The sequence below is a fragment of the Leeuwenhoekiella sp. W20_SRS_FM14 genome (genome assembly GCF_052119605.1).
Lineage (GTDB): Bacteria > Bacteroidota > Bacteroidia > Flavobacteriales > Flavobacteriaceae > Leeuwenhoekiella.
In genome coordinates, this window is record NZ_JBGQOK010000002.1 from 222,766 (window position 1) to 235,341 (window position 12,576).

At 36.5% G+C, this 12,576-nt stretch carries 14 protein-coding genes; 9 read left to right on the top strand and 5 right to left on the bottom strand.

Translation table 11 applies throughout. From position 1 onward, the window contains the following. Window positions 1-77 precede the first annotated feature (77 nt). The 8 genes from ACEN25_RS04560 (at window position 78) to ACEN25_RS04595 (ending at window position 7,238) form a co-directional block, all read left to right on the top strand. Complete coding sequence (locus tag ACEN25_RS04560) at window positions 78-1,031, top strand: acetyl-CoA carboxylase carboxyltransferase subunit alpha (RefSeq protein ID WP_028374624.1); 954 nt, start codon at window positions 78-80, stop codon at window positions 1,029-1,031. 167 nt (window positions 1,032-1,198) lie between these two features. Then, on the top strand, window positions 1,199-2,767 hold the full coding sequence (gene dnaB / locus ACEN25_RS04565; protein WP_028374625.1) for a replicative DNA helicase: 1,569 nt from the start codon (window positions 1,199-1,201) through the stop codon (window positions 2,765-2,767). A 113-nt stretch (window positions 2,768-2,880) separates the two neighbouring features. Beyond that, on the top strand, window positions 2,881-3,486 hold the full coding sequence (locus ACEN25_RS04570; RefSeq protein ID WP_441801870.1) for a hypothetical protein: 606 nt from the start codon (window positions 2,881-2,883) through the stop codon (window positions 3,484-3,486). Window positions 3,487-3,604: 118 nt separating this feature from the next. Next, a complete protein-coding gene (locus ACEN25_RS04575; RefSeq protein ID WP_441802145.1) occupies window positions 3,605-4,840 on the top strand; it encodes an asparagine synthetase B in 1,236 nt (411 codons plus the stop codon). Beyond that, entirely contained in the window at window positions 4,841-5,377 is a 537-nt protein-coding gene (locus tag ACEN25_RS04580) for a DUF922 domain-containing protein (protein ID WP_441801871.1), read from the top strand. A gap of 97 nt (window positions 5,378-5,474) precedes the next feature. Next, window positions 5,475-5,684, top strand: coding sequence for a DUF2945 domain-containing protein (locus ACEN25_RS04585; protein ID WP_441801872.1), 210 nt, complete (start codon window positions 5,475-5,477; stop codon window positions 5,682-5,684). Window positions 5,685-5,686: 2 nt separating this feature from the next. Continuing rightward, window positions 5,687-6,304 (top strand): L-threonylcarbamoyladenylate synthase, encoded by a 618-nt coding sequence (locus ACEN25_RS04590; RefSeq protein ID WP_028374630.1) that lies wholly within the window; start codon window positions 5,687-5,689, stop codon window positions 6,302-6,304. Between the two features lie 97 nt (window positions 6,305-6,401). Next, window positions 6,402-7,238 carry an alpha/beta fold hydrolase gene (locus ACEN25_RS04595; RefSeq protein ID WP_441801873.1) on the top strand — a complete coding sequence of 279 codons (837 nt, stop codon included), beginning with the start codon at window positions 6,402-6,404 and terminating at the stop codon, window positions 7,236-7,238. A 72-nt stretch (window positions 7,239-7,310) separates the two neighbouring features. On the opposite strand, the gene ACEN25_RS04600 is transcribed toward ACEN25_RS04595, so the two are convergent. From ACEN25_RS04600 to ACEN25_RS04610, 3 genes are all read right to left on the bottom strand, one after another. Further along, window positions 7,311-8,144, bottom strand: a complete 834-nt coding sequence (locus tag ACEN25_RS04600; RefSeq protein ID WP_028374631.1) for an OmpA family protein — start codon at window positions 8,142-8,144, stop codon at window positions 7,311-7,313. Between the two features lie 89 nt (window positions 8,145-8,233). Then, window positions 8,234-9,232, bottom strand: coding sequence for a glycosyltransferase family 2 protein (locus tag ACEN25_RS04605; protein ID WP_441801874.1), 999 nt, complete (start codon window positions 9,230-9,232; stop codon window positions 8,234-8,236). Window positions 9,233-9,241: 9 nt separating this feature from the next. Beyond that, window positions 9,242-9,688, bottom strand: a complete 447-nt coding sequence (locus ACEN25_RS04610; RefSeq protein WP_441802146.1) for a type I restriction enzyme HsdR N-terminal domain-containing protein — start codon at window positions 9,686-9,688, stop codon at window positions 9,242-9,244. 72 nt (window positions 9,689-9,760) lie between these two features. On the opposite strand from ACEN25_RS04610, the gene holA reads away from it, so the two are divergent. Then, window positions 9,761-10,789: a DNA polymerase III subunit delta gene (holA, locus tag ACEN25_RS04615; RefSeq protein ID WP_441801875.1), complete on the top strand. Its 1,029-nt coding sequence runs from the start codon at window positions 9,761-9,763 to the stop codon at window positions 10,787-10,789. Window positions 10,790-10,798: 9 nt separating this feature from the next. On the opposite strand, the gene ACEN25_RS04620 is transcribed toward holA, so the two are convergent. After that, window positions 10,799-11,509 (bottom strand): 16S rRNA (uracil(1498)-N(3))-methyltransferase, encoded by a 711-nt coding sequence (locus tag ACEN25_RS04620; RefSeq protein ID WP_441801876.1) that lies wholly within the window; start codon window positions 11,507-11,509, stop codon window positions 10,799-10,801. Between the two features lie 2 nt (window positions 11,510-11,511). After that, window positions 11,512-12,549, bottom strand: a complete 1,038-nt coding sequence (tsaD, locus tag ACEN25_RS04625; protein WP_441802147.1) for a tRNA (adenosine(37)-N6)-threonylcarbamoyltransferase complex transferase subunit TsaD — start codon at window positions 12,547-12,549, stop codon at window positions 11,512-11,514. Window positions 12,550-12,576 lie beyond the last annotated feature (27 nt).

Sequence of the window (12,576 nt, forward strand, 5' to 3'; positions counted from 1 at the left end):
CGATTAAAATGGGTTAAGACTTTGGTAAAAGGTTTCTAAAACTGTTATCTTTGTGAGCTAACTAAAATTTTCCCCTAATGGAATATTTAGATTTTGAACAACCTATTAAAGAGCTGGAAGAACAGCTTCAAAAATGTTCTTTAATTGGTGAAGAAAGTGACGTAGATGTCACCAATACCTGCAAACAGATCGAAAAGAAACTTGCAGAGACTAAGAAAGATATATACAAAAATCTTACAGCATGGCAGCGTGTGCAATTATCACGTCACCCTAACAGGCCTTATACCTTAGATTATATTAAAGCACTTTGCGGTGATACTTTTTTAGAGTTGCACGGTGATCGTAATGTGAAAGATGATAAGGCAATGATAGGTGGTCTGGGTAAAATAGGTGATCAGAGCTTTATGCTTATAGGTCAACAAAAAGGTTACAATACCAAGACCAGGCAGTACCGTAATTTTGGTATGGCAAACCCAGAAGGATATCGTAAAGCACTGCGTTTAATGAAGAGTGCAGAGAAATTTGGATTGCCTGTAGTATCATTTATAGATACTCCGGGAGCTTATCCGGGTCTCGAAGCAGAAGAGCGTGGTCAGGGTGAGGCAATCGCACGAAATATTTTGGAGATGATGCGTCTCAAAGTCCCCGTTATTGTTATCGTTATTGGTGAAGGAGCTAGTGGGGGTGCATTGGGTATAGGCGTAGGAGACAAAGTAATGATGTTAGAGAACTCTTGGTATTCTGTAATATCGCCAGAAAACTGTTCTTCTATACTTTGGAGAAGCTGGGAATATAAAGAGATTGCAGCAGAAGCACTAAAACTAACGGCTAATGATGCCAAGCGTCTTAAGGTTATAGATTCTATTATTAAAGAACCTCTAGGTGGTGCACATACACAAAGAGAAGAAACATTCGCTACTGTAAAAGATACCATTTTGAGCACCTTTAAGGAATTAAAAAACTTATCAGCATCAGAATTGGTTGAAAAACGAATGGATAAATATTCAAATATGGGTGTGTTTAAAGGTTAACCTTTTAAACATCACTTGCGCGTAATTTCCGGAACCTAAGGTTCCGGATTTTTTTATGCTTATCAACAAAATATTAAAGTTATTCACATGTTATTTGTTAACTTCTAGTGGATAACCGAGGAGTAGAAAATTAAGCTGCCCTTAACACATTCTTTACATTTGCTCTAATGGAACAAGTAAAAACAAAACCCAATTACATCAATCCTTCCAAAGAAGTTATTTCGTTGGAGCGAGGTAAAATACCACCACAAGCAATTGATCTAGAGCAAGTTGTGCTTGGGGCTATGATGATTGATAAAAAGGGTGTTGATGAAATAATTGATATATTAACCCCTGAAGTATTTTATAAAGAAGCACATCATCACATTTATGATGCAATACGTGCTCTGTTTGAAAATGGTGAGCCTATAGACTTATTAACCGTTTCTGAGCAGTTAAAAAAAATGGCTAAGCTTGATCAGGCAGGTGGTGATTATTATTTGATTCAATTAACCCAAAAAGTATCCTCTTCAGCCCATATTGAATATCATGCGCGTATTATTTTACAGAAATACATACAGCGAAGTCTTATTAAGATTTCTAACGAAATTATAGAAGAGGCGTATGATGAGACGACAGACGTATTTGATCTTTTAGATACTGCAGAGAGTAAGTTGTATGAGGTAACTCAGGGAAACATTAAGCGTAGTTCAGAAACTGCTCAAAGTTTAGTTATTCAGGCTAAAAAGAAGATTGAAGAAATCTCTAACAAAGAAGGTCTTTCCGGGGTTCCATCTGGTTTTGATCGTTTAGATAAATTAACATCGGGATGGCAGCCTAGTGATTTAATTATTGTTGCTGCTCGACCAGGTATGGGTAAAACGGCATTAACCTTATCGATGGCGCGTAATATTGCCGTAGGGCAAGGTATTCCTGTAGCATTCTTCTCCCTGGAGATGGCTTCGGTACAGTTAATTACGCGTTTGATTTCGTCAGAAACAGGGCTTTCTTCAGAAAAACTACGTACGGGTAAATTAGAAAAACACGAGTGGGAGCAACTTAATGTGAAGGTTAAAAGTCTTGAAAAAGCACCTTTGTTTATAGATGATACCCCGTCACTTTCCATTTTTGATTTACGTGCAAAAGCACGTCGTCTTGCTTCACAGCACGGTATTAAAATGATTATTATTGATTATTTGCAGTTAATGACTGCGGGTGGTAGTCAAAAGAACGGAAACAGAGAACAGGAAATCTCGATGATCTCCCGTAACCTGAAAGCACTTGCTAAAGAATTAATGGTTCCTGTTATTGCACTTTCACAGCTTTCACGTGCAGTAGAAACACGTGGTGGTAGTAAAAGACCTTTACTTTCTGACCTTAGGGAATCTGGAGCAATTGAGCAGGATGCAGATATTGTTTCGTTTATCTACCGTCCCGAATACTATAAAATTGACGAGTGGGATGATGAAGAGCGTAGCCCAACAGATGGTCAGGCAGAATTTATTATCGCAAAACACCGTAATGGTGGCTTAGAAAATATACGTCTTAAGTTTATTGGTCATCTTGGTAAGTTTGATAACCTTGATGATTTTAATACGCCCTATCAATTTGAATCTGCAATGAATCAAAATGCAGCAGCTAATGATGATACCTTTAGACCAGAATCATTTCCTACGCCTACGCCAGATCAGGCTTTTGGTAGCTCTATGAATGATGGTGGTTTTGATCGGGATGGGGAAGATGAAGTTCCTTTTTAATTGAAATGAACTTATATTATAGTAAAAAAGGAAGCTCAAAGGGCTTCCTTTTTTTTGCTTTTAATTGACGCAACTATTTCTTAGGTTTATCATCTATAATATAAAGTAGTGTTATGAAAAAATGGTTTTTAACTGCACTACTATTCAGTTTTATAGTGAGTTGTTTACAGGCACAATTCATTGAAAAAAATGCATTATACGTTGAAGCTGGTGCATCTTTAGGAACTCACTTGGGAGCTTCGGTTAGTTTAAACTATACTTATAACCAAAAATATTCTGTTGCTGCAGGGTGGTCTCAATTGATAAGAGCATCTAAGAATAAGCCAGATGATTATTCTTCAGGCTTATTAGGGATTTTGCTGCTTAATCTGGTTAAGCCATTAGAAGAAACCACCCTGTATGATTTTCAAGCCGGTCAAATTTTTGTTTTAAATAAATCAGGTAGCGTACACCTAAATTTTATGGGAGGAATAGGTTTTACCCATATTAAAGATGCTTTTAATTTTGAAGCGGTAGATGATTCTTTTCTCGTTGAGAATTACACCAATAGTTATGATTCTTCAAACGTTATCAGTTTGTTATTAACCCCACGAATTGAGTTTACAACGCGCTTTTACGGACTTAGTATTTCTCCTCAATTTATCTACAATGAGGAAAACGTTTATTTTGGTTTAGCAATTAATCATATGGTCGGAATTTTACGACCAAAATCAAACTAATTATACTAGGCATATTCTTTGCTACGTTGTATTTTCAGCATTGCTTATGAATATACTTAATTTCAAATTATTTTTTAGATTGAAACCCAATAGCTTCAAATCTTTACTTTTGATTATAATGGCGATTTTGCTTTCTGGTCAGGCTTTTGCTTCTTACATTCTCATCCCAATGGATGCAGAAAGTCAAAAAGAGCATTTAAAAGCTTATGGAATTACCTATTGGTCGCTGGCTCAGCAACAAAATGTAAAATGGCTTCTTAATTATAGAGGTGGGTCGTTTTTGCTTCAGGATTCTGAAAGTTTAAGAAGAGAGTGCAAAATACGTGGTATATCTTACGAAGTGCTTAGCGATGCAAAAACAGAAAGTATTCTCGCAGAAATTGATAGTCCGTCTCAAAATATGGAAGCTGTTGTTCTAGAGAAAGCTCCTAAAATTGCGGTATATACTCCAGATGGTTCGGTGCCCTGGGATGATGCGGTTACTATGGTTTTAGAATATGCAGAAATACCCTATACTAAAATTTATGACAAAGAAGTTCTGGGTGACGAGTTGGTACTTTACGACTGGTTGCATTTGCATCATGAGGATTTTACAGGACAATACGGTAAGTTTTATGGTACCTATAGAGCCACACCATGGTATATAACCGAAAAGCAAAATGCCGAGGCCTTAGCGACAGAGTTAGGTTATGATAAAGTTTCTCAAGAGAAGCTTGCTGTTGCAAATAAGATAAGTGATTATGTGATAGGCGGTGGTTTTATGTTTGCGATGTGCAGTGCTACAGATAGTTTTGATATTGCACTTTCTGCAGCTGGTGTAGATATTTGCGAACCTATGTTTGATGGTGATGCTTCTGATGCCAATTATCAGACATTGATAGATTATGAGCGCACGTTTGCTTTTAAAGATTTCACCTTAGAGCGCTCTCCCATTAAATATGAATTTTCGAGTATAGATACCACTCCTGTACGTAATGTAAATCCTGATAATGATTATTTTGGTTTAAAAAGTTTCTCAGCAAAATGGGATCCTGTTCCTACCATGTTATGTCAAAACCATACTGCTTTGGTAAAGGGTTTTATGGGACAAACCACGGCTTTTAATCCTTCAGAGATTAAGGCTACCGTTTTAATTTTAGGAGAAAATAAGGCAAACGGCGAGGCACGATATATACACGGCATTAAAGGCAAAGGTTTCTTTACATTTTACGGTGGTCACGACCCAGAAGATTACCAGCATAGGGTAGGAGATCCTAAAACTGAATTAGAGTTACATCCTACAAGTCCCGGATATCGTCTTATCTTAAATAATGTTTTATTTCCGGCTGCAAAGAAGAAAAAACAAAAGACCTAAATGCATCGATTATTTTATTTGATAGTTTGTGCTGGTATATTTCTTTCGGTACAAAAGAAAGAATATCGTTTTGCCTGGAATGCAAATAAGCCTCTAGAATGGTCAGATTTTAAAGCTACTCCAGATCGAGGAAGCGCTTATGCTGCAACTGCAAATTCAGGTTTGAGTCATAAATATACCATTAATAGTAAAGGCTATCTGGTTAAAAAAGCTTCTATAATTTCAGCAAATTTTTACCCTAATTTATCTTGGTATAAGCCTAAATTGATAGATGAAAATACACTGGCGCACGAGCAAACTCACTTTGATATATCTGAATTGCACGCTCGATTGCTTAGAAAAGCTATTGCTGAATACCAGTTTACACAAAACTCTAAAGCCGAAATTCAAAAAATTTACAAAGGTATTGAAGCCCAACGTAGAGCTATGCAAATTCAGTTTGATAAAGAGACCAATCACTCTCAAAATAAAGAGGTCGAGCAGCAATGGGAAGCTTTTATAAAGTTCAATCTTCAAAAATTAAATTCTTATAAATAATCAAATCGTATTTAGATTTTTAAGGCCTAACTCGTTAATCTTCTGTTAGAATTGCTCTGTAAAATAACGGGCTCCGTTAACTTTAGAAAAAAAAACTATGATACGAGAAGGAAGTGAAGTAAAATGGAAATGGGGTAATGGGACTGCCACAGGTAAGGTTGAAAAAACCTATACTAAAAAAATTACCAGAACTATAGATGGTTCTGAAATTACCCGCGATGGGGAAGAGGGCAACAAAGCGCTTTATATCAAACAGGATGATGGCTCTGAGGTTCTTAAACTTGAAAGCGAGGTTGAAAAAGCATAATTATGGCAGAATTTATTAAACTATATAACGATAATCCCAGCGAACGCGAAATTAAGCGTATTGTAAAGATTTTAAAAAATGATGGTGTTATCATTTACCCTACAGATACTGTTTATGGTTTAGGCTGTGATATTACGAGTACTAAAGCGTTAACCCGTGTGGCTCAACTACGAGGGATTAAACTTGAAAAGGCTAATTTTTCATTTATATGCGAAGATTTAAGCAATATATCTGAATATGTAAAGCAAATAGACACACCTACATTTAAGCTCTTAAAGCGCGCTTTGCCTGGGCCTTATACCTTTATATTACCAGGTAATAACAACTTACCTTCAGTATTTAAAAAGAAAAAAACGGTAGGGATAAGAGTACCCGATAATAATATCGCGCGGGCTATTGTAAAAGAACTGGGGAACCCTATCATATCTACATCTATTTATGATGAGGATGAGGTTGTGGAATACACGACAGATCCCGAGCTTATTTTAGAAAAGTGGGATAAGCTTGTAGATGTTGTAATTGACGGTGGTTATGGGGATAATGTACCTTCTACTGTAATAGACCTTACCAGTGGTGAAGCTGTTTTAATACGGGAAGGTAAAGGCTCATTAACCATTTAGATTTTTTTATAGGTTCTGGTTAAAATTCTTATAAATTGCGAATCACAATTTGATTGCTAGTTGCTTAGATTGTAATTTAAGGTAAAATAAAAATACTATGAATTACCTTGAAACAACTTCAACCGAAAACGACGAATCTATTAAACTATTTTACCACGACTATGGCAGTGGAGATCCTGTAATACTTATTCATGGGTGGCCTTTAAGTCATCAAATGTGGGAATATCAAGTAGAGCCTTTAATTAATGCAGGGCATCGTGTTATAGCTTATGACCGCAGAGGTTTTGGAAAATCAGATAAGCCTTGGGGCGGTTATGATTATGATACCCTGGCAAAAGATCTTAATGATCTTATAAATGTGCTTAATCTTACAAACATCACGCTCGTAGGTTTCTCTATGGGTGGAGGTGAAGTTTCTAGATATATAGGTAATTATGGAACTTCTAAACTTAAAAAAGCAGCATTAATTTCTTCAGTAGCGGCATTTATGCTCAAAACAGATGATAATCCTAAAGGAGTGCCTGCGGAAACATTTGAGCAGTTCAAAGCGGGTGTACGTAAGGATCGATTGAGTTTCCTTGAAGACTTTGGCAATAACTTTGTAAACTACGGTGATAACAAAGATCGAATAAGTAAATCGCAAGTTCATTTTAACTGGGCTGTTGCATCGCAAGCTTCCCCAATAGCGACAGTAGATTGTATAGATTCTTTTGGGACAACAGATTTTAGAGAAGATTTGAAAAGTTTTGATATACCTACACTCATCGTACATGGTGATGCAGATCAAGTTGTGCCTATAGAACCTTCGGCAAAACAAGCAGCATCAATTGTAAAAGGAAGTACTTTAGAGATTATAAACGATGCACCTCACGGCTTAGTCTTTACACATACTGAAGAGTTGAATAAAATACTTATAGACTTTTTAGCCAAGTAATTCTTAAAACTATAAGGCAATAAAAAACCCGGTCAACTGACCGGGTTTTTCGTTTTCTATAACTAGGAAAACTTATTTTGCTTTTGGCATTCCGTCTTCGATCATTTTGTAGAATTGATCAAGTTTAGGAAGAACTACAATACGAGTTCTACGGTTACGAGCACGACCATCTTCTGTATCGTTGCTTGCAACAGGAACATAATAACTTCTACCTGCAGCTACCATACGCTCTGGTGGTACACCAAATTCTTTTTGTAAAATACGTACTACAGAAGTTGCACGTTTAACACTTAAATCCCAGTTATCTTCAATAACTGCAGTGCTAATAGCCTTGCTGTCTGTATGACCTTCAACCATAAATTCAATTTCTGGTTGATTTTTTACAACTGTTGCAACTTTACCTAGTACTTGTTTAGCACGGCTAGTTACATCCCAACGACCACTGTTAAATAATAACTTGTCTGATATAGAAACGTAAACAACACCTTTCTCAACGTTGATCTCGATATCTTCATCATTTAAGTTACCTATAGCACCTTTTAAGCTGGTAACTAAAGCTAGAGTAACAGAATCTTTCTTGTTTAAAGCATCGCGGAAAGTTTTGATCTGTAGATCTTTTTCTTTCATTTGCTCTAAAGACTTCTCTAAGTTTTCTGCTCCTTTAGTAGATAAAGTAGTTAAATTTCCTTGAGTGTCAATTAAACTATTATTTGTTTTTCTTAAATCACCTATTTGTTCGCGTAACGTTTCACTTTGAGCTAAACAAGAGTTCAATTTGACAGTTGCTGAGTTTAGCATGTCTTGAGTTTCTTGTTGTTTTGCCTCTAATGCAGCATATTTTTTCTGAGATACGCAAGAGGAAAGTAGTATCAAAGCAGAAGCTGATACAAGCATTAATTTTCTCATAATTTAGTTGTTTTCTATTTAATTTATTGGACCCAAATATACCTAAAATACGATGCAAAAAGCCAAACTTAACAATACTTTAAATTTTGTTAAAAGAGTTCGTTGTAGTGCTTAATTTTGCGTATGAAATACGTCCATACTATAGTATTAATCTTTGAATAGTATCTGATTTTCTTAGTGTTACGTCTTTTTTGAATAACTAAAAATAATTTTGAGTAAAAATCAAAATGAGCTTTTAAAATAGCAAAAAAGTGGTCAGATTTTCCTTCAAAAAGAAATTTTAGTGCAGCAACTCCATCTAGACACATTCTTAAAAATAGAATTATCCATACTTTAAGACCAGATACGTTTTTGAGTAGGAGTATAAGATTATTTCTAAAGTTTAGAAACGTCTTTTGCGGGTTCATTTGTTCTAGGGTCGCACCGCCCAAATGGTATACGGCACTCGTTCCTATACTTTTAATAGTAAATCCCTCTGCCTGAATACGCCAGCATAAATCAATCTCTTCCTGATGGGCAAAAAAGAGCTCATCTAAAGCTCCTGCTTTCCAAAAGAGTTCGTTTCTCACGACTAAACAAGCGCCACTTGCCCAAAATATAGGTGTCGTGTCATTATATTGACCGCGATCTTCTTCTACAGTATCAAAGATGCGACCACGACAAAATGGATATCCCAAAGCATCAAGAAAGCCACCGGCTGCACCGGCATATTCAAAATGTGTTTTGCGTTTTAGGTCTAGTATTTTTGGCTGTGCAGCACCTAATTGATCATCATTTATAAATTCTTGAATAATAGGTTTTAACCAGTCTTTTGTAGTGAGAATGTCACTATTCATTAAAACCAATAAATCTTCAGAAAGACCCTTAAGAGAATCATTATAACCTTTAGCGTACCCGCCATTGCTTTTGTTTACTATACAGGTAACCTGCGGAAAGTGTTGCGTTATAAATGCAACAGAGTCATCTGTTGATGCATTATCTGCAACATATATATGAGCCTCATGTGCACTGTGCGCAATTACTGAAGGTAAATATTCTTCAAGCAGGTGTCTGCCGTTCCAGTTGAGTATAACTATGGCTACTTTCAAAAGATGTGTTTAAGGGTTATAGGTAGGAAGGTCTGGAAGAAAAATATATTTTTCTGCTTCATAATCCATCTGGCAATAGTAATGATTAATACCATTTGTTACCATAAGATACTCCGCATTTAATGCCAGATTGTATCTCGCAATCTGATCAAAAGTATCTTGATTGATTTTAATTTTAGGTGCTTTACACTCAACGATAAGCTTTATGCTTCCGTCTGGGTTAAAAATAACAACGTCATACCGTTTAGAAAGATTATTAACCTTGAGCTCTTTTTCTACATTTATTAGAGAAATGGGATAGTTGTAAGCTTGCAGCATATGTACGACAGTATGTTGGCGCACCCATTCTTCCGGCGTTAGCCGAACAAATTTTTTGCGAATGTCGTCAAATATAAGCGGTTTATTTTCGCTATTTTTGACCCGAAAAGTATACCTGGGAAAATTCAATTGCTGCATCGTTTCAAAGGTAATCAACCTTTATAATTTTTACCAAGTTTATACTGCTAAGCCTTATTAAATAGATCTTTTGTGGAAGAAGTTACCCGTATAGTTAAGGATATTAAAAATAGAAATCTAAAACCTATTTATTTTTTAATGGGGGAAGAGCCTTATTATATAGATCAGCTGGCAGATTTTATAGCAGATCAGGTTTTAACCGAAGAGGAACGTGGGTTTAATCAAATGGTCTTATACGGTCGTGATGTATCGCTAGATGATGTAGTAGCTCAAGCCAAACGTTACCCGATGATGGCAGAGCATCAAGTAGTAATTGTTAAGGAAGCTCAGGATATGGCTCGTGAGATTAATGCACAGAGCGAGGATAAGAAAAACAAACTCGAGGCCTATGCCGAAAATCCGCAGCATACTACCGTGCTGGTTTTTTGCTACAAATACAAGAAGATAGATAAGCGTAAGAAGGTTTACAAAGCCTTAGTCAAAAACGGTCTCGTATTTGAAAGTAAAAAACTGTATGACAACCAGGTAAGTGACTGGATCAGGAAGGTGATGAGCAGTAAAAATTATACCGTAGAGCCTAAAGCGGCTCATATGCTCGTTGAATTTTTAGGTACAGATCTTTCTAAAATAAATAATGAACTTCAAAAATTGATGCTGATTCTGCCGGCGGGAAGTGCAATTACACCACTTGCTATAGAAGAAAATATAGGCATTAGTAAAGACTATAATAATTTTGAGTTGCGCAAGGCAATAGGTAATAAGGAGATTGTAAAAGCGCACCGAATCATTAACTATTTTTCTCAAAACCCTAAGGATAATCCTATGGTGGTTACTATAGCATTGCTTTTTCAGTACTTTCAAAAATTATTAATGTATCACGGTTTGCCTAGTAAAGACAAAAGTTCTGTAGCAAAAGCCTTAGGTGTGAGTCCGTATTTTGTTGGGGAATATGTTGATGCGGGACGCAATTACCCCATGAAAAAAGTAAGCTCTATAATTAATCTCTTGCGTGACGCCGATATGAAAGGAAAGGGTGTGGGCGCAAATCAATTACCACAAGGTGATATTCTAAAAGAATTACTGGTAAAGATTATGGGCTAATTTTAAAGCTTATTCATTAACAAAAGCGACGCTGTGCACGGCAACTACCGCAGCGGTTTCAGTACGTAATCTACTTTCCCCAAGCATAACCGGGATAAAACCTGTTTCTAAAGCATTCTCAATTTCTGAAGTAGAAAAGTCGCCTTCGGGACCTATTAAGATGAGATTAGAACCTCCTTTTTGTAACTTTTGCTTCAGTGAGAATTTAGAAGTTTCTTCACAATGCGCAATATATTTTACACCCACATAGTTTGTAGTAAGCGCAATAAATTCAGAAAAAGAAATAGCGGGATTCAATTTTGGAATATAGGCTTTTAAAGACTGCTTCATAGCGCTTTGTAAAATACGCTCGTATCTATCTTCTTTAATTACTTTACGCTCGCTGTGATCACAAATTATGGGTGTGATTTCAGTGATGCCTATCTCGGTAGCTTTTTCAAGAAACCATTCAAATCTATCATTAAGTTTAGTTGGGGCAACTGCCATATGTAACTCATAGGGAAGGGGATTTTGAGTCGTGACTTCGATGATTTTTACAATACATCCAGACGGACTTGCAGTTGTGATTTCGGCTTTAAAAAAGTTTCCTGTTCCATTAGTGATATCAAGAAGGTCTCCCGCTTTTTTCCGCAGAACTTTTACGATATGTTTACTCTCATCTTTAGGAAAGGTTGCCTGTGTTGCTTCTGCAGCAATATCTGGATTATAAAATAATTGCATGCTTATATTTTTAAACGAGATTGCGCGATTACACGGGTTTCTTTAAAACCTGTATTTTCAAGATTTTCTGACATGTATTTTAAATAACCTACAATTCCTATCATTGCTGCATTATCTGTAGTGTATTCAAATTTGGGAATAAATGTTTTCCAGCCGTATTTAGTTTCCGCTTTTTTGAGCGCTTCCCGAATTCCACTATTTGCAGAAACACCACCTCCAATAGCAACTTGTGTAATGCCGGTTTCTTTTACCGCTTTTTTAATTTTATCCATTAAAATCTCTACAATTGTATATTGAATGGAGGCACATATATCGTTGAGGTTTTCATCTACAAACGCAGGATTTTTAGCAATCTCCCGCTGAAAGAAATACAGAACAGCAGTTTTAAATCCGCTAAAACTAAAATCTAATCCATCTACTTTTGGCTTTGTGAATTTAAAGGCTTTTGGGTTTCCTAGCTTAGCATATTTATCAATTAAGGGTCCGCCGGGATAAGGTAGGCCTAATATTTTTGCACTTTTGTCAAAAGCTTCTCCTACCGCATCGTCAATAGTTTGACCTAAAACCGTCATTTTAAAATGATCATCAACACGTACAATCTGCGTATGTCCACCTGAAATTGTCATCGCAAGAAAGGGAAATGTAGGTTTGTCATACCCGTCTTCATCTATAAAATGAGCCAGAATGTGTGCCTGCATATGGTTTACATCTATTAAAGGGATATTTAGTCCCATCGCAAATGATTTTGCAAAGGAGGTGCCTACCAGGAGCGAGCCCATTAGACCGGGACCACTGGTAAAAGCAATCGCTGAAAGATCTTCTTTTTTTACATTTGCAACGCGTAGTGCCTCGTGAACAACGGGAACAATATTTTGTTGATGTGCTCTAGAAGCAAGTTCAGGAACTACGCCACCATATTGTTTATGCACTGCCTGGCCGGCGACAACATTTGAAAGCTTTTTGTCGTTAAGAAGCACAGCAGCGGCAGTATCATCGCAAGATGATTCAATAGCTAGGATGTGGGTATTATTTTTTGGCATAATGGAGTTAAGCATACCGATTGTTAA

Excerpts from the sequence above, each read along its gene's own strand:
- ACEN25_RS04560 (WP_028374624.1), top strand. The coding sequence starts at position 78 with ATGGAATATTTAGATTTTGAACAACCTATTAAAGAGCTGGAAGAACAG.
- dnaB (WP_028374625.1), top strand. The coding sequence starts at position 1,199 with ATGGAACAAGTAAAAACAAAACCCAATTACATCAATCCTTCCAAAGAA.
- ACEN25_RS04570 (WP_441801870.1), top strand. The coding sequence starts at position 2,881 with ATGAAAAAATGGTTTTTAACTGCACTACTATTCAGTTTTATAGTGAGT.
- ACEN25_RS04575 (WP_441802145.1), top strand. The coding sequence starts at position 3,605 with ATGGCGATTTTGCTTTCTGGTCAGGCTTTTGCTTCTTACATTCTCATC.
- ACEN25_RS04580 (WP_441801871.1), top strand. The coding sequence starts at position 4,841 with ATGCATCGATTATTTTATTTGATAGTTTGTGCTGGTATATTTCTTTCG.
- ACEN25_RS04585 (WP_441801872.1), top strand. The coding sequence starts at position 5,475 with ATGATACGAGAAGGAAGTGAAGTAAAATGGAAATGGGGTAATGGGACT.
- ACEN25_RS04590 (WP_028374630.1), top strand. The coding sequence starts at position 5,687 with ATGGCAGAATTTATTAAACTATATAACGATAATCCCAGCGAACGCGAA.
- ACEN25_RS04595 (WP_441801873.1), top strand. The coding sequence starts at position 6,402 with ATGAATTACCTTGAAACAACTTCAACCGAAAACGACGAATCTATTAAA.
- ACEN25_RS04600 (WP_028374631.1), bottom strand. The coding sequence starts at position 8,144 with ATGAGAAAATTAATGCTTGTATCAGCTTCTGCTTTGATACTACTTTCC.
- ACEN25_RS04610 (WP_441802146.1), bottom strand. The coding sequence starts at position 9,688 with ATGCAGCAATTGAATTTTCCCAGGTATACTTTTCGGGTCAAAAATAGC.
- ACEN25_RS04620 (WP_441801876.1), bottom strand. The coding sequence starts at position 11,509 with ATGCAATTATTTTATAATCCAGATATTGCTGCAGAAGCAACACAGGCA.
- tsaD (WP_441802147.1), bottom strand. The coding sequence starts at position 12,549 with ATGCCAAAAAATAATACCCACATCCTAGCTATTGAATCATCTTGCGAT.